Source organism: Shewanella phaeophyticola, assembly GCF_025398315.1.
GTDB lineage: Bacteria > Pseudomonadota > Gammaproteobacteria > Enterobacterales > Shewanellaceae > Shewanella > Shewanella phaeophyticola.
In genome coordinates this window covers 1,478,031-1,501,022 of the sequence record NZ_JAODOQ010000001.1, presented here as the reverse complement: position 1 = coordinate 1,501,022, position 22,992 = coordinate 1,478,031, and the positions used below count along the sequence as shown (strand labels likewise).

Genomic DNA, 22,992 nt, shown 5'->3' with positions numbered 1-22,992 from the left:
GCCTATAAACCATTAAGTCATACCGAATATGAAGTGATAGAATTGATGCAAATTAATCTAATCTAATCTAATCATATCCACTGCTACACCAAGTAGCTGATTACCACCACCAAATACCACTCCTTTAAGAGGGGTGACATCAGAAAAATCACGACCGAACGCTAAAGTAATATGTTGTTCTTTAGGTAATACATTATTTGTTGGATCAAAATCGACCCAACCAAAATTAGGGACAAACACCGCAAACCAGGCATGGGTTGCATCAGCGCCTTCTAACTTCTCTTCACCTTCTGGTGGCAATGTTTCGATATAGCCACTCACATACCTTCCTGCTAACCCCATGCTACGTAAACACGCTAACGCAAAGTGGGCAAAATCCTGACAAACGCCCTTTTTTTGTGCAAATACAACACTTAAAGGTGTGCTTATGGTTGTAAAACCAGGATCATATAAAAACTCATGAAAAATTCGTGCCATTAAATCTTTGCAAGCAGAAAGTAAACTGACGTCTGGTTTAAATGACACCAATGCATAAGCTTTAACCATCTCATCGATTGGCGTATGTTGTGATGGCATGACAAATTCGGAGGCTTTTAACAATTCATGTGTTGTCGGTTTATTTAATAAATCGCGCGCCTTAGTCCAAGGCATATCCACTTTATTTAAATTGTCATTGCTACTGACTAATAATTCGACTTCACTCACCATGGTTACAGTGAGCATATTATGTTGCTGAGTGATTTCAAACACTGTGACGGTATTATCAAAGTAATCGGTAAATTGCTGTATGTAACTCGCTGGAGGGGTAATTTCAATCCGACTGCTATGGCAAATTTGGCCACGAATAGTTTTTGGCGTTAATCGAGCATGATTCTGACACAAACTAACAAAGTCAGCATATTGATATGTAGTTGAGTGTTTAATTTTATATTTCACGACTGAATTTGCTCAATATTAGACCAGTTTAATTTACTGGCCGTTTGGGTATGAGAGAAATACTGCACTAGCAATACATCACAAAACGTATTCAAATTGGTTCGAATATTATGGCTAAACTCCATTAACTGCTTACGCTGCCCCTCGACACTGTGTTGTAAATAATCTTTCTCGGTTAAATAACACGTCGTTTTAGAGAGTAAAATGGCTTTTTCATGTGCCGATATGACCCCGGGGCGCCGTTTAATCGGCAGATTTTGGCAAAGTAAATCAATTTGTTCTAATTGATATAATAATGAACGCGGATATTCAGCATCTAACATCAATAATTCGATACCGGTTCCAATACTTTGGTACATGCGATAACGGCGTTTGTGAGTGACCAAACTCACCTGACAACTCAATACCGCTTCTAATATGGCAAGTTCTTCTGTCTCAAGGGTTTCTTCAGACAATAGCGTCGCAGTGAGTGAGTTAATTTGAATACTGCGTTCAACTCTGCGGCCGATTTCTAACATAAACCAACCATTACTATTAGGCATACAATCAGTAATAGATCCGTTAAACGCCATAATAGACCCAATGATCTGATCTAAACTGCTTTGCATTCCACGGGCAGAGATATTAACCGCTACACGCTTAAGCTTTTGAATTTGATCATTAATGTCTTCGATAATTCGGCGACTGTCATTGGACAACAACTCTTGTATTTGTAACGTGGCATTAAACAAATAAGTTAGAGTATTAATAATACTCCCTGCACATTGTTCATCTGCAAGTAATTGAAAAGCCATTTGTTTAGCCTGCTTAGGCTCATATTCATCACCGATGTCAGTGGGTTCAATATAAGGGTAAACAATATGCTGAGACTTAATAGCACTTAATAGTCGCGTGACAATATTTCGGCGCATGGTACTGGGATAAATGGCCAGTTCAGTATATCTGTCGATAAAAATACGTAAGATGCGAATCGTGTTTTCACTGCGCTCTAGATAGCGGCTTCAGCCAAAATAAATGTTCTGCAGTGCGGCTAGAAACGACTCCCTCTAGTAGAGTCACATCCATTCTTTTTTTCACGGGAGCTGGTATATTATGGGCACCCGCCACAAGGTTATCTACGGCATTTATCCAGGTGTCTTTAAGCCAACCCGACACACTCGGGTCTTTATCGTTTTCGTTAGAAAAACATAAGGCTGAAGGCAGGACTTCTACCCCATTTTCTGTGGTTAATGCATAACATCTAAACACCACAGGTTTGGCCACCAGCTTGCCTTCACTCCAAAAAGGTGCACAGCTAAATACTGGTTTCTCTTGAAAAAAATACGCATCGGGATGATCATTAATTGCCACTCGAATGTTATCTGCTTCACTCGCGCCGTCGAGTTTAAAATGTTTATCGTTATAACTGACTAATTCAAGCAGACTCCAATCGAGGTTTTTTGCTTGTTCAAGGTCATAATGACTTGGCTCGCCAATAAGCAAAGGCGCGTTTAAAAGGTGGTGAGACAACTCATCGAGTCGACATTGAATCGCGGGTGATGACAATACGCCGCTGCCAAATGGGTTTAATACTTTAACCGTGCCTTCTCTTACCGCTTGAAGTAACCCGGGGATCCCGTGTAGTGAGTATTCAGTTTGCTCTAACGAATCAATGCTGCGATCCGGTATCCACCGAAGAATCACGTTTATTTTACCTAAGCCAGGTAAGGACTTTAAACACACTTCACCATGGCGCACGGTTAAGTCGGCACTTTGTACTAGGGTATATCCAAAGTAAGTTGATAAAAATGCGTGTTCATTATAATTGGGATCATCGACTCCCTGAGTGAGAATAACAATCCTTGGGTCATCCATGTAGCGGGTATATTCGTTAATAGCATCAGTAAATCGCTTCAAAAAGCCTTTAATCTGTTGAACATTGCATTCAGCAAACTCTTCAGCCATCACACGCCGCGCAATAATACGGCTTTCGAGCAACAAACCTAACCCCAATGGACACTGGCAGTGATCGACTAACACTTTAAATTCGCCAGAAGGAGCACGGTAAATATCTAATGCGGTAAAAAACAATTTGAGTTCATTTTGAGGCAGGTTAAACCCTTCTCGCAGATAGTTATTATCTTGAAATAGTTGCTGAGCAGGAATATGTCCATCGAGCAATAACTTTTGCTCACCATAAATATCTTGTTGAATTTTATTAAGTAATAATGTCCTTTGCTTTATGCCTGCTTCCAATAAAGCCCAGTCATTTTTGGAAAACATAAAGGGTAAGGGATCAAAATGCCATTTTTGGTTTCTGTCGAGTTTAATATTGCCATTTTGAAATAATTGGCTGATTTCGATAGCGCGTTCACTGACATCTTCTGCTGTTAAGCTAGATAATCCATTGAATAAGGTGTCCCAATGATCTGGACTCTTACCGCTGTGATTGGCGAGTTCGTCATGAGCATGTGATGTATTTAGGTATTTAAAAAGCCAGTCAGGCAATTCAGCCATAGTGCTATTGTTAATATACAATTGAACGAGCTCCGTTTTAACATCAATAATCACACTCATCTATGACAAATCGTGATAAATGCATAGGGTCACGAGGGGCTGTTGAGTCTGTGAATTGCAGACCCAAAATAAGACTACAATCATTTTACACTCAGTCACAAAACAAGATTAAAACAACGTCATTTGACGCTGTAGTCATAAAAAGTCAGTCGCCCCTGTATCATTCCACTTTAAAATTATTTACCGTGGAATGATACAAATATCGCTATGATTACTTAAACTTAGGTTGTCGGCGTAAATCCAGGGTATTGGGGTAATCTGGATTGATACTTTCAACCTCTGGCACCACAAATTCACTGACCTTTTCAGCAGCTTCAAATCGATGAGTCACCGCAGATGGCAGCCAACTTGGCAGATCCGATGGTAATATCGACGGCGTATGCCCATGCTCCCAAAACCGTGCCACTCTGCGCCCTTCTGCTTCAAAGGCATTAACAGGCAATGTTTCAGGGTTTCGCCCTCCCGCATGACTAACATGATAGACAAAACCGCCTAACGACCGACCTTCCCAGGTATCAATCAAATCAAAAACCAGCGGAGCATGTACGCCAATGGTTGGATGTAATGCTGACGGTGGCTGCCATGCTCGATATCGAATGCCGGCAAACTGTTCATCTTTTGCGTTACCTTTTACCGGTTTCAGTGGCACATGACGTCCATTACAAGTCACCACATAACGATCACCTATACTGCCTTTGACTTTTATTTGTACCCTTTCTAATGACGAATCAACATACCTCGCGGTGCCTGAAGCACTCGCTTCTTCACCGAGCACATGCCAGGGTTCAATGGCGGTTCTTAATTCTAACGTCACGTTATCAAGCTCACGCGTACCACAAACAGGAAACCTAAATTCAAAAAATGGATTTAACCAGTTAAATTGGAACTGAAAACCATCTTGTTGCAAGTCTCGACAGACTTGCGCTAAGTCGTTTTCGACATATTGTGGTAATAAGAATTTGTCATGTAATTCTGTTCCCCATCGGATCAATGGTTTGTGGTACGGTTTTTTCCAAAACCAAGCCAGCAAAGTACGCAGTAAAAGCATTTGTACTAGACTCATTTGCTCATGAGGCGGCATTTCAAAGCCCCTAAACTCTACAATGCCTAAACGACCAGTCGATGAGTCAGGGGAATATAATTTATCGATACAAAATTCCGCTCGATGCGTATTACCGGTTAAATCGACGAGTAAATGACGTAACAAACGGTCAACTAACCAAGGTTGCGGCACTTCACCTTCTGGCATATGTGAAAATGCAATCTCAAGCTCATAGAGCACTTCATCACGCGCCTCATCAACACGAGGTGCCTGGCTGGTTAGGCCAATGAATAAACCAGAGAATAAATATGACAACCCAGGGTGATGCTGCCAGTAAGTAATAAAACTACGTAAAATATCTGGTCGGCGTAAAAAAGGACTTTGGTCAGGGGTTTCGCCGCCTAACGTCACATGGTTACCACCACCGGTACCCGTATGGCGACCATCGGCCATAAACTTATCAGTGCCTAAACGACATGCTTTAGCTAGCCCGTATAGCGTGGTGGTTCTTTCAACTAACTGCGGCCAAGAATTTGAAGGATGAATATTCACCTCAATCACACCTGGGTCGGGGGTTACGGCATATTTTTCGATGCGACTGTCTTTAGGCGGACTATAACCTTCAATCACAACCGGCATGCTAAGCGCTTTTGCTGCCGCTTCAATAGCATTTAATAATCCCATGTAATGTTCGAAATGACTTGTCGGTGGCATAAAGATATATAAACGCCCTTCTCTTACCTCGAAGGCCAGCGCGGTTTTTATCATCTCTTTGCCAATAAAGCCTTTTTTAATTTTTTTCGTCTTTGTAAAAAAATCAGGAATATCATAAGGATCGCGGTCAATAATATTACCTGACCACTCAAGGCTGTCTAGCGGTAAGCGATAGCCTAATGGCGACTCTCCGGGGAGTAAAAAGCAATGGCCACGCTTAAATTCCCAAGTGCAAGATTGCCAACAATGACGTTTATCATTCCATTGCAGTGGCACCACATACCCAACGGGTTTTTCAATGCCACGCTCCATTTTTTCGAGTAGACCTTTACGGCTCATGGCATGCAGCAATTCTGGTTGTTTAGGTACTATTTCAACCGGTAATGAGGCTTCTTGCCATAAATGGTAGAGAATGTCTTCGTACGCGGTGGTTAAGGCTTTATTATCAATGCCGATCAGTTCGCAAAATGTCTCTGCAAACCTTTTTGTGTCGGTATGATCTAATTTATAATCTTTATTTGGGTCAGCGAGAAAACTCGCATCTTGCCATAATGCCACGCCGTCTTTACGCCAATAGCAAGCATATTGCCAACGCGGTAAAGGCTCGCCTGGGTACCATTTTCCTTGGCCATAATGGGTAAAACCACCCTGAGTAAACACTTTATTCATTTCGACAAATAGATTTTGCGCTAATGCCCTTTTTTCTTTACCGTCGGCTTCTGTATTCCATTGTGGATGTTCCATATCATCAATAGAAATAAACGTCGGCTCACCCCCCATGGTCAAATGTATGCCGTACTCGTCATAGGCTTTATCAACTTGTAAGCCGAGACGATTAATTGATGTCCATTGCGTTTCTGAATAAGGTTTGGTTACGCGCGGGTCTTCATGTACACGAGTCACTTTATTATAAAAACTGAACTCAGATTCACACTCATCTATCCCACCCGTCACTGGTGCTGCGGCGCTAGGTTCGGGAGTACATGCTAACGGAATATGTCCTTCTCCGGCAAACAAACCAGAGGTAGGATCTAAGCCAATCCAACCTGCGCCTGGGATATATACTTCAGTCCAAGCATGTAAATCAGTAAAGTCTTGTTCTGGATAACGCTAGGTCATCTAACGATTTTTGATCCGAGGTCAATTGCACTAAATAGCCAGAAACAAAGCGTGAGGCTAATCCTAAATGACGAAACAGCTGCACTAATAACCAGGCTGAATCACGGCATGATCCTGATTGTTTGGTGAGGGTATCATTAGGCGTTTGCACACCAGGTTCAAGGCGAATGCCATAATCCACTAAATCATAAATAGCCTGGTTAACGGCAACCAAAAAATCGACACTTCGCAATGGCTTTTTAGGTTGTAATGACTCGATGAGTTCTTGAAATTTTTTGCTCGGTTTGCGTTTTTTTAAATAGAGGCTAAGTTCGGCTTTTGTGACCGCATCATAAACAAACGGAAACTCTTCGGCGTAGTCTTCTAAGAAAAAATCGAAAGGATTAATCACCGTCATTTCAGCCACTAAATCAACGGTAAAACTAAACTCTTTAGTGGGTTGATTGAATACCACTCTAGCCTGATAGTTACCAAAAGGATCTTGCTGCCAATTAATGTAATGATCTTCAGGAATGATTTTTAAAGAGTAACTTTTAATCTTAGTACGGCAATGCGGTGCTGGACGTAAGCGGAATATATGCGGCCCATATTCACTAACCGATCGTACTTATACTGAGTATGGTGCGCTATACCAACTGTAATTGTCATCAATAAATCCCTCTTTAATAATGTGCAACCATATAAAAACCCTAAAACACCTCGTATCTTATTGTTGCTCTAGCAATATTTATTCCAATTAAATAATGGCAATTACGCTGTTGGATCGTGTTAATAGGTCTTTTGGGCAGGTATTCGCTTTACAAAAATGTTAAAAATAAATGCACAGTGCTAACATAGTGCAGCAAGCGCACCAAATAAGTACTATTTCCTGTAAATCAAACAGTAACCGAACATTGCGCTTAAAGAAAGCCTATATGAAAACCGTTCATATAAAGAGATGAATTTTACGAAGTGGAGCATGTTATCACTATATGTTTAGCCCAATTGACATTGTACGGATAACAAAACAGCATGCGATGGATGGTGAGTAAACAATAGAAGTCCGCCCATAGTAATATGCCATTACGACAAAAACCATTAACGTATAGCTACACTGACAGTTCCAAGCTAAAAAACTTATATTAATAATCTACACAAACCAAAACAGCGTAAAATGTTGAAATCAAATATAAGCAAATTGTGGTTTTCAGGAATGAGTACTTAAGCGCAAAGCCAACGTTGGCAGCACCTAGTCGTCGTTTTCGTTCTAGATGTTCAATCAAAATGTTCAGAAATTCACAACTGATATAGGTTCATTTCCAGCGGCCACTCGACCAGATAGAGAATAACAACCATATTCCCCCCACTAGGGCACTGATAAACCCCAATATGCCAAATAATGGTAAACCAAATAATGTTGAATCGCCGTCAACTGTCATGACGATAGAGGATCCAATTATCATTGCCGCAACCACATTACCAATCGCCACCCTGCTAGCGGCTCGGTCAAGTTGATTTCCAAAGGTTTTTAACCGTGTTATATCAACATGGAATTGGAATCTTCCTCTACGTGCTGAACGTAACAATTGTTGTAAATCTTGCGGTAATCCAGTTAACAATTCTGTGGCGTCGACAATGGCCTGCCAACCTCTTTTAGCGATGGCATCGGGGGCGGTCGAATCTAACATTAGCTGATGTAATAAAGGCTTTGCTTCAGACACCATATTAAACTCAGGGTCTAACTGTTGCGCAACACTTTCAAGTATTATCAAGGCTTTAATTAAAATAATGATATCAGGAGGTAAGCTAAGTCCATGCTCTCTGAGCAGTGACATCAGTTCTGTAAGCATCATGCCTAAATGGACGTTTTTTAATGACACACCGTGATATTTATCGACAAACTCTTCTACTTCAAATGTCAAACTTTGACAATCAAGCGGAGGATCGCCAGCCCAATCGAGTAACACTTCCACAACTCGAGATGCATCTAACTCAACCATGCTATGTAACAGTGTGACCACTTGATGACGGCGCTCAAAAGATAAACGTCCTACCAAACCAAAATCAATAAAGGCAATCTTATTTCCTGGCAAATAAAAAATATTACCTTGATGAGGATCCGCATGATAAAAACCATCCATTAAAATCATTTTTAAAGCCGCTTGTCCTCCAAAGTGGGCTAACCGTTTTCTATCTAAACCCGCCTCCTCAAGTGTTGTAATATCTTGGCCAGGAATACCATCAATAAATTGTTGAACATTGACACGTTCACTGCACCACGGCCAATACATTTTAGGGATAACAATATTAGGATCACCCTCGAAATTTTTAGCGATTCTTTCAGCGTTGCGGCACTCGGCTAACAAATCCAATTCCCGCCGCAAAGAATGGGTAAATTGACGAACAACTTCACGAGGTTTAAAACGGCGTAAAGCGGTTGACTCAGACTCCATTAACTCAGCAATACGCGCCAGTAAACGCAAATCAGCTTCCATTGATGCTTGAATGCCCGGCCTGCGTACCTTAACAATCACCTCTGTACCATCTTGTAATCGAGCTCGATGAACTTGAGCAATAGAGGCTGCGGCAAAAGGGATAGGATCAAACTCGGCAAAAGCGTCGTGTGGACTACAACCTAAATCTTGTTGTAATTGTTCAATGAGTAAATCAAATGGCACCGAAGGTACTTGATTTTGTAGCTTTTTAAACTCAGTAGTCCATTCAGAAGAAAACAAATCTGAACGTGTCGCTAGGATCTGGCCGAGCTTAATAAAGGTGAAGCGCATTTCAGTCAATGCATGACAAAACCTAACGGGGGATTCTAGATTGGTGATATCTGGAGTATGCTTCCAATTTAATGCTTTACCGGCATCGTTAAATATATTTGCCAAACCCAGTCTGCGCAGCACTATCACCGAAGCCATAACGGATCAAGACCGAAACCAGTTCATTCAGTCGGCCAATATCTCGTGCAGTACTTAACGTCTCCCACAGCATGGCTCACCTATCTATTTATGTTGATTTTGTGAAGAGGTAGAGGTTATTTTGTTATCCAAGGTTTGTGCAATCGCCTCAAGAAAGCCTGCCGCTGCATATGCAAGGTTACTGGTGACTTTTGATGCAGAATCAACGCCAGCTGAAACCGTTTCGCTTAATCGCTCACTGAGTTGTTCATTTAACAGTTTAGCCGTTTCTGTTGCTTTTTGGCCAATGCCTGTGCCACTTAAACGACCATGACTAACTAAATCATTGAGAGTTTCCGACACCGTTTCACTTGCCTCTTTAGCCACGTCTTTTAACGTTTCTAAATACATGGTTTCAAGGTCATTAAGATCATTAATAGCGTGCTGTAAATCTTGTTTACTGAATGTTTTGACATGGGCACTGGCTTCTTCAATGGCTAATTTGGATGCTTCTACGGCAGAACACAATGCATCATCAAGCCCCGCAACAGCCTTTGCCAACTTATTTTGACCATCTGCGCCCATGAATAACAGCCCCTAAACCAGCACCTTTGACCACGCGGAGAGTCACTTGAGTAATCTCATCTATATTTAACTTACCGTCACTCAATACGTTAAGGGTAATACGACGAACGTCTTCTCTAATATTATTATCGGCCTCAACCGCATCTTTGATGACATCTTCGAGGGGGTGATGATGACTCGTATCGCTTTTGACTGTACCCATCGCTATTCTCCTACACAATTTAACACTGCTTGGAAAACCCACACAAGAATCGACTTATTGCTCAACTATCGTTAATTCAGTTTTTACTGTGTTGTTGGATTTTGAGTATTACGTTAGGTTATCACCCCTGCTGTTGATATTGACTCACGGCTTGCATGGCTTCAATACCATAAACCATAGCATGAATCCACCACCCATCAATATGGCTACTGACACGGTTTCAGCAATTTCTTCTTTACTGGCCTCTGCCTGTAAAGCGTCATGTACATGAAAAGCAATACACCCTTCGCATCTAACCGTGATAGCGATGCCAAGGGCTAAAAGCTCTTTGGTTTTACTGTCCAATACTCCGGGAGCAATAGATGCTTTATGCAGTTCAGAAAACCCTTTCATGGTCTGAGGAATAGCCACTCCGAGTTTATCCATCCAGGTACTGAGTTCTTTATAGCGTTCTGGAAAGTGTGTCATAGGATTGCCTCATTAGTGTTAGCACTGAGCTCATCAGCTAACTAACCCTTAAATAAAATAACGCTCACATAATAAATCTAAGTCAAATATTGCCATAAAACCTTGACGCACCTCAATGATGTAATGAATGGCGAACAATAAATAAACAATAATTAATCGCAGTAAAATAGCACGCTAATCATTCAATAAAATCACCGAATCTTTTTTGTTTAAAATATGTTTAATGAATGAATAGTCAGGCCGTTATTTCAAAGATAAATAAACAATGACGTTGTCAAAAACATCAAACTTAAACAGTAGTAAGGCGCATCCTCCAAGCTAACAATAGTGAGTTTTAGTCTGGCCATCATAGGTAATCTGTTAGCAATAAAGTTCACTAAAGCATCGAGCTTGTTCGATATTTAACCTTGTCCCACTGCAACATATTCAATGGAGCGATAAATCCCCATGTTGCGTCATTTACTCGTATAATATCGACATAGCTATAAACAAAGTTCAAGTTATCACATTAACAGGTCTACTCATGACAGCCGAAGTACTCGAAATTCAGAGCTTTATCGCTCAGTACGCTCCCTTTGATCAGCTTCCAGAACAAGTCTTAATTGACGTTGCCAAAAGTGTTGAGATTTCTTACCACCGTACCGATAGTATGATTGTTAACTTTAATGACAGGATCACCGAACTTTATATGATCCGCAGTGGCGTTGTAGAGTTATATCGTCGTAAAGGTGAGCTCTATAATCGTCTTGATCAGGGGCAGTTATTTGGCCAAATGGGCTTATTGACCAACAATAAAGTACGTTTCCCGGCCAAAGCGGTAAAAGATACCCTCGTATACTGTATACCTGAATCGGTATTCAATGACTTATGCGAAAACTATGATGATTTTGCAGATTTTGTAGAGGCTGAGGATACCACTCGCTTAAAGCAAGCAGTAAAGGGCAAAACCGAAGATGCCAATGCCCTTACCACCTCTAAAGTGAAAACGTTGTTGACCAGAGAGCCTGTTATTTTATCTTGTAATAGCACCATACAAGCTGTTGCCCAGATAATGACTGAAGAGAATATTTCTGCGGTATTAATTAATGATCCAGATATTGAAGATCAACAAGACAGTAGTTTTGTGGGTATTATTACTGAACATGATCTCTGCGCTAAAGTGATTGCTGCGGGAGTGAATGTAGATAGTCCTATTTCACAAGTCATGTCGACCGAGTTAATTTCACTGGAGCACAATGCATACATATTTGAAGCTATGCTACTTATGCTCCGTAATAAAATTGATCATCTGCCTATTCTTAAAAATAAAATCCCCATAGGCCTAATTGAAGTAGCCGATATTATCCGTTACGAGTCGCAAAATAGTTTATTATTTGTCAGTAGTATCTTTCAGCAGAAAAGCTGCGAAGATTTAGTATTGTTATCTTCACAGTTAAAAAACTGTTTTGTGCGCATGGTTAATGAAGATGCCAACTCACATATGGTCGGGCGGGCAATGTCTGAAATCGGCCGTAACTTTAAGCAGCGTTTATTAGAACTTGCAGAAGACAAATTTGGCCGCCACCGGTTCCATATTGTTTTTTAGCGCTAGGTTCAATGGCTCGCGATGAGCAATTGATGGTAACCGATCAAGACAATGCCATTATTCTAGATAACAGCTATAACGCCGCAGTGCACGGTGAGTATTTTTCAAAGTTAGCTGACTTTGTATGTGATGGTTTAGCCGCTTGCGGTTACAGTTATTGTACTGGCGATATTATGGCCAGTAACCCTGAGTACCGTAAAACTCGCTCAGAATGGGAAGCCTGTTTTGGTGACTGGATAGAAAAACCCAACCCGCAAGCCTTATTAAACTGCTCTATCTTCTTCGATCTGACTGGGGTTTATGGTCGGGTTAAATGGGCTGAACAATTAAATGCATTTATCTTGAACAAAGCCAAGAAAAACAACCACTTTTTAGCTTGCATGGCACACAACGCCCTCAACCGGACACCGCCGCTAGGATTTTTTAAAGACTTTGTGATGGAAAAAGATGGTCGTCATAACAATTCCATCAATTTAAAACGTCGTGGCACTGCGCCATTAGCAGACTTAATCCGAGTACATGCTCTCGCCATTGGCTCACAATCGCAAAACTCATTTGAACGCTTAGAGGATATTATCGACGCTGGCATTCTTCCCACTTCAAAAGCGGAAGATTTACAACATGCGATGGAACTTATCTCATTAGTACGCCTACGTCACCAATCATCCGATATTGAATCAGGGATTGAGCCTGATAATAATATTGAACCCGAAAATATGTCTGATTTTGAACGTCGTAATCTTAAAGATGCTTTTTTAGTGCTCAGCAATGCACAGAACTTTTTGAAATATCGCTACAGTTCAAACAAACGTTAAAGGCCAAGTTATGACACATTTCAGTAAATCAGAAATTTTAAACTGGCAAGCCTTTCTAGAATTAAAAATGCAAAAAAGCAAAGATCGACGCTTGTTTGACTTTTACCATGCTGGAACCTATCACAATGAAACACCCTTAAGTGATATTGATTTTGTTGCCCTAGACTTTGAAACAACCGGCTTAGACTCAGAGAAAAATAGCATCATTAGCATTGGTCTAGTGCCCTTTACGTTACAGCGTATTTTTTGCCGTAAAGCCAAAAAATGGTTTCTCAATCCACAAGATAAGCTCCAAGAAAACTCAATTATTATTCATGGCATCACTCACTCAGATCTACAAGATGCTCCAGATCTTTTATTGATTTTAGAACAGCTTTTAGATCAACTGGCAGGTAAAGTGGTCGTGGTACATTATCGACATATTGAGCGTGATTTTCTTAATCACACGTTACGCTTGTTAATCAATGAAGGCATTGTTTTTCCGGTAATCGATACCATGCAAATTGAAGCCAATTTGCACCGAGCGAAATCTCAGGGTTTATTGAATTTCTTTAAACCAAAGCGTCCACATTCAATTCGGTTAGCTAATAGTCGTGAACGTTATAACTTACCCGCTTACGCGCCTCACGATGCATTAACCGATGCGATTGCCACGGCTGAATTACTGCAGGCACAAATTAAGTATCACTTTAGTCCAGACACTGCGATCAAAAAATTATGGGTTTAATACCAATTCCACTAATTATCTGGTCATTCAGCGGTAATTCTGTGCCTTCTAGGCAAGTAATAGGATTGTAGGCATAGTTGCTCTCAGCAACTGCTCCTGCGTTGCTCTACCTCCTGCATCCATGCAGTCGTACGTCAAAATACTATTAAGCAGCATAGAAGGCACAGAAACCCGCCTTGCAGGAGGCGCTCAGACTGTCCATTTCTTTGTTGCATTGCCTTAGAAGGGAATAACCATTATTTCAACAATGCGCCTCAAACTGAACAGTCTGAGCGACTCTGATTGGTCACATAATTAATAGAAATGGTATAATGTTAACCTAAATCAAATGCATAAAAAAAGCCGGTGAATTAATCATCGGCTTTTTTACAAATATAAAAATTATCTTTTATTATGTTTTTCGGTACGCATTCCCATTATCAAACTAACGCACATTAGCAATAAGATAATAGTAAACGGAAGTCCCGTAGAAATAGCTCCAGCTTGTAATGCCTCAACCGCCTGAGTACCTCCGACCCAAAGTAATACTGCAGCAATGGCACCTTCTATCACCGCCCAAAAAATACGTTGTGGGATCGGAGCATCAATTTTACCGCCAGCAGTAATACTGTCGATAACTAAAGAGCCTGAATCAGAAGACGTAATAAAGAAAACCAAAACCAATATCACAGCCAATATAGATAACAGATTACCTAAAGGTAACGCATCAAACATCTCGAACATCGCCAGTGGAACTGCAGTTAAGCCTTTATCACCTAAAATGCCTACTTTATCAATAACTTGTTCAATGGCAACACCACCAAATACAGACATCCATAAAATAGTCACCATAGTAGGTACGATCAATACAGTGGCAAGAAACTCACGAACTGTACGGCCGCGAGAAATACGAGCAATAAACATGCCTACAAATGGTGACCATGAAATCCACCAAGCCCAGTAGAAGACGATCCAGCCATGCATCCAAGCTTCATCTTCTCGACCAATTGGGTTACTTAGCGGGATAATATTCTTAATATAACCCATTACCGTTGTAGGTATTGTCCCCATTGATATAGCGAAAGTCACCAGTGCAACGAAAACAAGTAAGGCAAAAGCAAGAAACATATTAATGTTACTGATGACTTTTACACCGCCTTCAAGCCCACGCACTACCGAAATCACTGCAAGCAAAGTGACACCTGTAATAATCGTAATTTGTAAAGTAAGCGAACCTTCAATACCAAACACATGTTGGAATCCACCAGCGGCTTGTTGAGCACCTAAACCTAATGACGTTGCAAGACCAAATAATGTGGCTAATACGGCGAAAATATCAATGATATGCCCAGGCCAGCCCCATGTACGATCACCCAAAATTGGATAAAAAGCCGAACGAATTGAAAGTGGCAACCCTTTGTTAAAAGCAAAGAAAGCCATAGACAAGGCAACCACACCATAAATTGACCAAGGGTGTAATCCCCAGTGGAACATAGTTGCACCAAGTGCCAGCTCTACCGCTTCAGGCGTATTCGCTGCCACATTCAACGGTGTTTCATACCAACCTGTGTAGTATGCTAAGGGCTCAGCAACCCCCCAAAACATCAAACCAATTCCCATGCCTGCAGCGAAAAGCATCGCAATCCAAGAAAGCCTTGAATAATCAGCTTTGGCACCCTCTCCGCCTAAGCGGATCTTACCAAACGGAGAAACAATTAATGCTAAGCAAAAAACCACAAAAATATTTGCAGACCACATAAAGAGACTGTCAAATGTACCAATAATTTGCCATTTTAAACCGTCTAAAAACTCTTTTGAAGTAGCCGGATCAATGACTAATATAGCAATTAAAAAAGCAAGAATTAAACCTGCACTAATCCCAAAAACGGCGTTGTGTATATCAAAACCCCATTTTTGGATGTTATCTTGTCCGACAGTATAATCGGTATTATCTATACTGTACTTGTCCTTATTCATCTTCATAAAACCTCTTTTTAGAACGACCTGACACTCAGAAAGTGAAGGTCGATATAATTTCCTAGTGGGATTTTAGCAAAAACAACTGATAATTTCAGATTTAATTAAGGTTCAGACTTATTTAAACAGCTGATTTATTGTAGTAATAAATCACAATTCACTCTGGCCTGTTGCCCTTTGCTGGTTAATTTTATATAAGTTAAAACGTGTAAATAGAGGCTATCGATTATTGCCTAGTCGTTATAGAATCAAGGCTTAAACCAAGAGCCATCGACCATCTTCAAGATATTGAGCGTCATGAGCGACTGTCACGATAAGAATCACCTAAGCTTTAAATCGACTTAATTGCTGTTTTAACCTATGTATTTCATGCTCGAGTTGGTCTCTTTCATCGAGTAATTGTAAAATTAAACCAATACCACTCCAGTCGAGTGCCAAATCACGTTGAATGCGCGTGGCTTTTTTAACTTGATGTAAATTCTCAACATTAAATTGCCATTGCTCTATTACATCGCCCTGCAGCGGAATCGCAATGCTGTGCTCTACAAGCTCAAGTAATAATGCCGAGCTAATGTCGCTGCACTCACACAGTTCGTCACTACTCAACCAACAATCTTGTTCACTTATATTAATCTGCAGCATCGCTATTTACTCCAACTTGCACGAGGGTCGAATGTATTTTTTTCAGCTAATTCAGTCCACAAATGGTTACTTGTCACGTCTGATACCGTCGGCACCACGATTTTAAGCACCGCAAATAAGTCGCCGTGTTCTTTTTTACTCAATAACCCTTTACCTTTTATACGTAACCGTTGGCCTGATTGACTATTCGCAGGGATACTCAATTGAATATGCCCAGTTAAGGTAGGCAGTTTAACCTTGGTACCTAATACCGCTTCCCAGGTGCCACTGGCACAACTATAGTCAAGTTTCGACCATCAACATCAAATAAAGGATGCGGCGCATAACGAATTTTTAAATACAAATCGCCATTATCGGCTTTAGTTTGCCCAGATTCGCCTTGGCCTTTTAGACGAATACGTTCACCATTACTCACACCGGCTGGAATGTTCACTTTTAAGGATTTAGGATGTTCAACAATATGACCACGAGCATCGCGTTGTTGCAGGGTAAACGAGACAGGCTTGAGGGTATCGGTCAATGTTTCTTCAAGAAACATCGGGAACTCCATTTCAACATCTTGCCCTTTAGCGTGTTGAGGTTGGCGACCATGATGTTGTTGGTTTGGGTCAAAGCCTGAATGGCGCGCCCCAAAAATTGAATTAAAGAAATCAGCAAATTCTTGATCGCTTTGAGGGTCGCTTTCCTGTTGTCCCCAATCCTGTCCACTAGCGCCAGCATGTCCGGCGTAATGTCTTTGCGACCTATTTAGATGATGCTGGCGAACTTCATCATATTCAGCACGCTTTTTAGCATTACTCAATATTGCATAAGCTTCACCAATTTCTTTAAATTTTGCCTCGGCATCATCATGTTTACTGACATCAGGATGATATTTTACCGCCAGTTTTTTATAAGCGGCTTTTACCGCTTTAACATCCGCTTGCGGATCGATGCCCAACACCGTGTAATAGTCTTTAAAATTCATTTTATCCCCTAACAAAAACAGGTTTGCAATGGAGGGTTAACATTAATGAGTTTAGGCTCACAGAGAAGTAATACGCTTGATCTTGATCAACTCTACTACAGTATGCTTTGTTTAATTAATAAGCATTAATTAATTAAAAATAACCGCTTACAAAAACAATTTCTGTAATATTGGCTCATCATTGTCGCTATCGAGGCTTATTGTCTAGGCTTTGGTACATCATGTTTGTTCACTTTTTGCTCTGCTGCAATTTCTTTGGCTCCACTCATGCTCAGACACACCCGCGTCAATACCTTGCTGTTGGGTACTTTGCGACGGGGTAAACGACAGCCTAGTCAATAAAGGAAAATGATCCGAACCAATCGAAGGTAAACGTTGAATGTGTTGCAAAGTAAAATGTTGGCTGTGAAATAAGTGATCTAATGGCCAGCGCATAAATGAATAACCAGCATGAAAAGTGTTAAATGCCCCACGACCGACACGCGGGTCAAGCAATCCACTCACCTTACGGAAAAGTCGAGTCGTAGCAGACCAAGCGACATCATTAAGATCGCCGGTAACAATCACAGGTTGGTCACTGTCTGCAACACTTCGAGCCACAATGATTAATTCAGCATCTCGCTCTGCCGACTCCACATTTTCGGTTGGGCTTGGCGGAGCGGGATGGAGAAAATGCATCCGAACCTTGTCTGTGGTGCGTAAGGCTAATGTGGCATGTATTGATGGCACACCCTTCTCAACCAAATAGCATATTTGTTGTTCGCATAAAGGCAATCGAGAATAAACGTGCATACCGTAGAGGTTATCAAGAGGACATTTAATGCTGTAAGGCATATCCGTTTCTAATACATTAAGCTTGTCTTGCCACCATTGGTCTGATTCGAGAGTGACCAACACATCAGGCTTATGCTCGTTGACTAATTGGATCAATGCATCGGCATTACGATTGGGAGTAAGCACATTAGCGGTGATAATACTGAGTTGTTTATCGACATCAAATTCAGTGGACGTTTGAACCTCTTTGGGAAATAAAAAAGTATAAGGGAATATCCAGCTAAACTGCCAGATTAAACACAAAGTGGTGGTCACCGCTAATAACTGCGTACTTAGCAGGTGAATATCGAGAAAAATAACATCGGCAATCAATAGCATTGTAGCTAATATCGACAATTGTAATCGGGGAAAGTCCATACTCCTGACAATCCAGTGCGGATGCCTCGAAAGAGGCAGTAAAGTTGCCAATAACATTAACACTGTAAAAAATGTCAGTATCGTAAACATAGAAAACCCAGTTTTGTATGGTTAATTGCCACATTATTGAAATAGTGACTTACATACAAGCATAAAAAAGGCTTATCAATGATGTACTTGATAAGCCCCTTTCACAGTAGAGTCGTTAAGCGGATTGATTACGATTTAACTGCGGCTTTTTTACCTCAGTAAACATGCCGAGCACTAAACTAATACAAGCAAGTATTAAAATAATAGCAAACGGAAGAGCTGCGATAATAGTAACCGATTGAAGCGCTTTAATGGAGTCAGTGCCACCAATCCACAACATCACCATCGCAATTAGCGCAGAGATAACCGCCCACACAATCTTTTGCTTCATCGGTAATTCTAACTTACCACCTGCGGTCATGCTATCGACCACAATAGAGCCAGAATCAAGGGTTGTCACAAAGAACACGATAATCAGTATCACCGCAATAATGGACAAAATATCGCCCATTGGATACGCATCAAGCATATAAAACAAACTCAAAGAAACGTCAGTAATGCCTTGTTCTACGCCTAGCTGGCCAACTTTATCAATGATTTGTTGAATCGCGATACCGCCAAAAAATGACATCCAAGCGGTGGTCACTAAAGTGGGTATAATCAACACACATGCCAAAAACTCACGTACAGTACGGCCACGTGAAATTCGCGCCACAAACATACCAAAGAATGGCGCATATGCTATCCACCAGGCTACCAGTAGAATACCGTCCAACCGTGTAGCCAACTGGTGTCTTCACGACCAGAATTTTGGCTCAATGGTATGATGTTTTTGACGTAACCGACAAAGCCTGTGACCAATGAATCAAGCACAGTCGTGAAATTAAGAATGCTGATAAAACCAAGAAATATAAAGGCAATAACCATGTTGATGTTACTCAACAATTTAACCCCGCCATCCATGCCACGTACAACGGATAGAATAGCAAGCCCCATAATGACCAGAATAATCGTCAGCTGCAGAAAAATGCTATTCTCAAAACCAAACACGTGGCTTATTCCGCTGGCCGCTTGAGACCCCCCTAAACCCAGAGACGTTGCAAGGCCGAACAAAATAACCAGTACGGCCATAATGTCGATCACATCACCGGTTTTGCCCCAAACTTTATCACCTAATATGGGATAGAAAACCGAACGCATTGAAAGCGGCAAGCCCTTGTTATAAACAAAATATGCCAATGACAGCGCCGTCATGCCATAGATAGCCCAAGCATGAAAACCCCAGTGGAATACCGAAGCGCCAAGCGCTAATTCACGGCCTTCTGGTGTAAAGGGTGCCACGTCGAGCGGGGTGCCAAACCAATCAGTGTAAAACGCAGTTGGCTCTGCAACGCCCCAGAAAATAAGGCCAATGCCCATACCTGCGGCAAATAGCATGGATACCCAGGATATTGTCGAGTAATCCGTTTTGGCGTTGTCACCGCCCAAGCGAATTTTGCCTAATGGAGAAAAAGCAATCCCAATAGCAAAAATGAGCATAATGTTAGCAGTCCACATGAACACGAAGTCAAAGTGAGATAAAGCGGCGCCCTTCACTGAATCGATAGCGGCTTTGGCATCTGCGGGTGAAAAAACCAGCAGAGCTACAATAAACAAGATGGATAAACCGACAGAAACGCTAAAAACGGTGTTGTGGACATCCATGCCCCACTTGAAAATATTGTCTTGACCAACCTGATAATCGGTTGATTCTATACTGTATTTTTTTGACTTAAATTTCATAATTAACAGGCTTACTTTATCGAATAACGAATAACGAATAAGAAGACCCACTCCACTTTTTGATTTGTACTGATTATGGATAATAAAATACAACTGGTATATATCATGATTTACGCAACGATTTCATTGACACTAAAGAACAAGTCCTTGTCATATAAATAGTTGGCTCAACAGATACGCGTGGAGTATACGTTATTAGACGCCATGCTCAAATAAAAAACAAATACATTGATCAAGTAATAGGGTCTGAGTCAATCTTTATGAAAGAGAACGCCTAATTCTGCCACAACACTTGGTATTAGGTTTTATGCAATACCAATCCGCGTTAATAAGTGATGACTCAGCGAAAGTGTAAAAGGGCTTAAAAAAGGCGCATGACTTAATGGTTTAGCGCAAAATGTGAGTCATTCAGAAAATAATTACAATCGCCAGCGATGTGACTATCACTCCCTTGAAGTAAACACTGTCTGAGCGGGGTTGATTTTCGGTTTGAGTAAACCAATGCCAACAGCCGCCATTGCCACTGCAATAAAGGCATTGAAATAGTTAAAAAAGGCATAGGGCGCATAATCAAGTACGTCCACCCCGAGTGTAGCAGTATAAAAAGCTCCGGCCGTGCATTCACGGAATAAGGCCTGTAGTCATAGTCGCCCCTTCTTCCACTGAGCGCGAAAGCATGGCAGTGTCTAATTTTTGTTTTTCATATTTAGGCTTAAACAGTTGGCAACTGAGAATAATCGAAATATAGGCTTCACCCATGGCAATGTTACCTAAAAAGCTCGACATAATCGTCGTAGCTATAAGGGTTGTGGTGCGTTGAACTCTTTTGATGATACCGGCTAATAGTGCGGAGAGAAATCCAGCCCCGTGCAAAATGCCGCCTAAGGCAATAGCCATTAACGCCAGCAATAAAGTCCAGCTCATGCTGCTAATGCCACCACGACCAAGCAAAGCATCCACATTGGCGATACCCGTTGATGCGGGCGTATTGTCCCAAAGCGCATTAAGCACAGTGACCGTACTCTCACCTTGATAAAAAATAGCGATGAGCACGGCAAGTATAATGCTGCATGACATTGTCACTTCGGCGGGTACTTTTTTAATGCTCAATAGCGAAAGCAAAATCAATGGCAATAATGTAATAAGTGGCGTAAGGCTGTAAACATTGGCAAGTGCCGTTTGAATTGAGGTGACTTCTATTACATTTAGATTTTGCTCGCCATAGCTAAATCCAATCACTAAAAATACGATAAATGTGAGTATAAAAGTTGGCGTTGTGGTGAACAACATGGCGTAAATGTGTCGATAAATATTAGTGCCAGCACTCATAGCTGCAAGGTTTGTCGTATCTGAAATCGGCGACATTTTATCACCAAAAGTGGCACCGCAAACAATCATACCTGCGACTAAAGGTAGTGGGATATTCATCGCTGAGCCTATGCCAATAAAAACCACACCTAACGTGCCGACGGTGCCCCAGGATGTTCCGGTTGCGACCGACATCAAGGCGCACAGTAATAAACCAACAGCCAAAAACAAACTCGGGCTCAACCAGCTAAGACCATAATAAATCAGCGTAGCGATGGTGCCACTGTGCATAAAACTGGCAATCACCATACCTATTAATATAAATATATAGATGGCAGGCATCGCTTTGCTTAGCGCGTGAGTCATTAACTCACGTATGTGTATATAGCCATAGCCAAGACTAAAAGCGTTAAGCCCTACCCACAATAGACACAAAAACATCAGTATATGCAGGCTGATCCCAAGACCCAAAAGACCTCCAGCAATAATGATAATTATCACGCTAAAACAGATAAGAGACTACAAAAAGCTAGGGCTACGGGGTAAATTGGGAGTGATTACAGACATTCGCACACAGTATGGTCACCATTGGGATAAAGCTGAGTATATCAGTACAAATCATAGGGTAAACTATTAGCAAACCAGATATTTCAATTTAAACAGATTGTTTTTTATCACTTGCAGTGCAACTGGCACTGAATGTCTGGTAAGCAATTGATTTTTTTATCAGTAAAAAACGAAGCCACCCATTTCTTGAACAAAGAACTTAACTCGTTTTCATGGCTTTGGCGAGGGTTACGATCGATATGAACAACTCATCAATTTTTATCGATACAGCTAAAATATTATCGTTAAATGAGTAAGTTATAGTCATCTAAGAAATTTAGCACATCAGAAAAACTTGATAACCATCAAGTGTTAAATGAATTGTAATTTGATTGGGGATGATGACTTAAGCGCACAGCCAGCGCTGACAATTTGCAGCGCCTTGTCGCCGTTTTCGGTCTAAATGCTCACAATATTCGGTTAATGCGGGTAATGCTCTGACAGCTCCTTTAAATAATGCACCAAATTCAGTAGTGATTTTAAGCCAATTCTTTGCAGGGATATTGAGTCTATTCAGAATGTCCTGACTGCTTGAGCTAATGGCGCCATGTTTATCTTCTCGAATTATCCGACCGGTACCTTCAACTAAGACGATGTAGTCTTTCACGCTGAACATGAGCCCGTTCGGCAAATGAGATAGCCAGATAAATCCCATACTACCGTTACAGCGCTATACAATAACTACCGCTTTGCGTTTTGCTTGCTTAGAAAATTGAAGAGCATCGTTTAGCTTTCCAAACTCAAAGGTATTGGGTATTTCAACCACCATAGAATGCTCAGCTACGTTACGTAGTAATGCTTCCCCATCACGCATTAGCCTATGCCATTGCGCCCGATCACCAAAATCATGCAGCGCACCAAGGGCAATTTCATGATATG

The 22,992-nt window shown here is 41.2% G+C and carries 16 protein-coding genes and 5 pseudogenes; 2 read left to right on the top strand and 19 right to left on the bottom strand.

The features are described 5' to 3' along the window. Positions 1–57 precede the first annotated feature (57 nt). The 10 genes and pseudogenes from N4T56_RS07090 to N4T56_RS07045 form a co-directional block, all read right to left on the bottom strand. On the bottom strand, positions 58–936 hold the full coding sequence (locus N4T56_RS07090; RefSeq protein ID WP_261732721.1) for a transglutaminase family protein: 879 nt from the start codon (positions 934–936) through the stop codon (positions 58–60). After that, positions 933–1,886: an alpha-E domain-containing protein gene (locus N4T56_RS07085; RefSeq protein WP_261734767.1), complete on the bottom strand. Its 954-nt coding sequence runs from the start codon at positions 1,884–1,886 to the stop codon at positions 933–935. The genes N4T56_RS07090 and N4T56_RS07085 overlap by 4 nt, the downstream gene beginning before the upstream one ends. A gap of 28 nt (positions 1,887–1,914) precedes the next feature. Next, complete coding sequence (locus N4T56_RS07080) at positions 1,915–3,453, bottom strand: circularly permuted type 2 ATP-grasp protein (RefSeq protein WP_261732720.1); 1,539 nt, start codon at positions 3,451–3,453, stop codon at positions 1,915–1,917. A gap of 250 nt (positions 3,454–3,703) precedes the next feature. Further along, entirely contained in the window at positions 3,704–6,265 is a 2,562-nt protein-coding gene (locus N4T56_RS07075) for a transglutaminase family protein (RefSeq protein ID WP_261732719.1), read from the bottom strand. Positions 6,266–6,332: 67 nt separating this feature from the next. Then, positions 6,333–6,821, bottom strand: a complete 489-nt coding sequence (locus N4T56_RS07070; RefSeq protein WP_261732718.1) for a transglutaminase-like domain-containing protein — start codon at positions 6,819–6,821, stop codon at positions 6,333–6,335. A gap of 3 nt (positions 6,822–6,824) precedes the next feature. After that, positions 6,825–6,905, bottom strand: a pseudogene (locus N4T56_RS07065) (hypothetical protein); the annotation flags it as partial. 754 nt (positions 6,906–7,659) lie between these two features. Beyond that, the gene (locus N4T56_RS07060) at positions 7,660–9,237 is read right to left on the bottom strand and encodes an ABC1 kinase family protein (RefSeq protein WP_261732717.1); all 1,578 of its coding nucleotides are present in this window, start codon (positions 9,235–9,237) and stop codon (positions 7,660–7,662) included. A 117-nt stretch (positions 9,238–9,354) separates the two neighbouring features. After that, complete coding sequence (locus N4T56_RS07055; RefSeq protein WP_261732716.1) at positions 9,355–9,834, bottom strand: DUF6781 family protein; 480 nt, start codon at positions 9,832–9,834, stop codon at positions 9,355–9,357. Beyond that, the gene (locus N4T56_RS07050) at positions 9,812–10,036 is read right to left on the bottom strand and encodes a DUF6781 family protein (protein ID WP_261732715.1); all 225 of its coding nucleotides are present in this window, start codon (positions 10,034–10,036) and stop codon (positions 9,812–9,814) included. The genes N4T56_RS07055 and N4T56_RS07050 overlap by 23 nt, the downstream gene beginning before the upstream one ends. 144 nt (positions 10,037–10,180) lie before the next feature. Then, positions 10,181–10,504: a carboxymuconolactone decarboxylase family protein gene (locus N4T56_RS07045; RefSeq protein ID WP_261732714.1), complete on the bottom strand. Its 324-nt coding sequence runs from the start codon at positions 10,502–10,504 to the stop codon at positions 10,181–10,183. A gap of 523 nt (positions 10,505–11,027) precedes the next feature. On the opposite strand from N4T56_RS07045, the pseudogene N4T56_RS07040 reads away from it, so the two are divergent. Together N4T56_RS07040 and N4T56_RS07035 are read left to right on the top strand one after the other, a co-directional pair. Further along, positions 11,028–12,904, top strand: a pseudogene (locus N4T56_RS07040) (putative nucleotidyltransferase substrate binding domain-containing protein). 10 nt (positions 12,905–12,914) lie between these two features. Next, a complete protein-coding gene (locus N4T56_RS07035) occupies positions 12,915–13,631 on the top strand; it encodes a 3'-5' exonuclease (protein WP_261732713.1) in 717 nt (238 codons plus the stop codon). 381 nt (positions 13,632–14,012) lie between these two features. On the opposite strand, the gene N4T56_RS07030 is transcribed toward N4T56_RS07035, so the two are convergent. From N4T56_RS07030 to N4T56_RS06990, 9 genes and pseudogenes are all read right to left on the bottom strand, one after another. Continuing rightward, positions 14,013–15,593, bottom strand: a complete 1,581-nt coding sequence (locus tag N4T56_RS07030) for a BCCT family transporter (protein ID WP_261732712.1) — start codon at positions 15,591–15,593, stop codon at positions 14,013–14,015. A gap of 318 nt (positions 15,594–15,911) precedes the next feature. After that, positions 15,912–16,229: a chaperone modulator CbpM gene (locus N4T56_RS07025; RefSeq protein WP_261732711.1), complete on the bottom strand. Its 318-nt coding sequence runs from the start codon at positions 16,227–16,229 to the stop codon at positions 15,912–15,914. Between the two features lie 2 nt (positions 16,230–16,231). Then, positions 16,232–16,432 (bottom strand): DnaJ C-terminal domain-containing protein, encoded by a 201-nt coding sequence (locus tag N4T56_RS07020; protein WP_261732710.1) that lies wholly within the window; start codon positions 16,430–16,432, stop codon positions 16,232–16,234. A 41-nt stretch (positions 16,433–16,473) separates the two neighbouring features. After that, a complete protein-coding gene (locus N4T56_RS07015) occupies positions 16,474–17,196 on the bottom strand; it encodes a DnaJ domain-containing protein (RefSeq protein ID WP_261732709.1) in 723 nt (240 codons plus the stop codon). A 219-nt stretch (positions 17,197–17,415) separates the two neighbouring features. After that, positions 17,416–18,387 carry an endonuclease/exonuclease/phosphatase family protein gene (locus tag N4T56_RS07010; RefSeq protein ID WP_261732708.1) on the bottom strand — a complete coding sequence of 324 codons (972 nt, stop codon included), beginning with the start codon at positions 18,385–18,387 and terminating at the stop codon, positions 17,416–17,418. Positions 18,388–18,592: 205 nt separating this feature from the next. Next, positions 18,593–20,199 (bottom strand): annotated as a pseudogene (locus N4T56_RS07005) (BCCT family transporter). A gap of 443 nt (positions 20,200–20,642) precedes the next feature. Continuing rightward, positions 20,643–22,020, bottom strand: a pseudogene (gene nhaC, locus N4T56_RS07000) (Na+/H+ antiporter NhaC). A 439-nt stretch (positions 22,021–22,459) separates the two neighbouring features. Beyond that, positions 22,460–22,747: pseudogene (locus N4T56_RS06995) on the bottom strand (transposase); the annotation flags it as partial. Positions 22,748–22,783: 36 nt separating this feature from the next. After that, complete coding sequence (locus N4T56_RS06990) at positions 22,784–22,927, bottom strand: hypothetical protein (RefSeq protein ID WP_261732707.1); 144 nt, start codon at positions 22,925–22,927, stop codon at positions 22,784–22,786. Positions 22,928–22,992 lie beyond the last annotated feature (65 nt).

Coding starts and splice junctions, on each gene's coding strand:
- N4T56_RS07045 (WP_261732714.1), bottom strand. CDS start 10,504: ATGACACACTTTCCAGAACGCTATAAAGAACTCAGTACCTGGATGGAT.
- N4T56_RS07010 (WP_261732708.1), bottom strand. CDS start 18,387: ATGGACTTTCCCCGATTACAATTGTCGATATTAGCTACAATGCTATTG.
- N4T56_RS07055 (WP_261732716.1), bottom strand. CDS start 9,834: ATGGGCGCAGATGGTCAAAATAAGTTGGCAAAGGCTGTTGCGGGGCTT.
- N4T56_RS07025 (WP_261732711.1), bottom strand. CDS start 16,229: ATGCTGCAGATTAATATAAGTGAACAAGATTGTTGGTTGAGTAGTGAC.
- N4T56_RS07030 (WP_261732712.1), bottom strand. CDS start 15,593: ATGAAGATGAATAAGGACAAGTACAGTATAGATAATACCGATTATACT.
- N4T56_RS07050 (WP_261732715.1), bottom strand. CDS start 10,036: ATGGGTACAGTCAAAAGCGATACGAGTCATCATCACCCCCTCGAAGAT.
- N4T56_RS06990 (WP_261732707.1), bottom strand. CDS start 22,927: ATGCGTGATGGGGAAGCATTACTACGTAACGTAGCTGAGCATTCTATG.
- N4T56_RS07015 (WP_261732709.1), bottom strand. CDS start 17,196: ATGAATTTTAAAGACTATTACACGGTGTTGGGCATCGATCCGCAAGCG.
- N4T56_RS07035 (WP_261732713.1), top strand. CDS start 12,915: ATGACACATTTCAGTAAATCAGAAATTTTAAACTGGCAAGCCTTTCTA.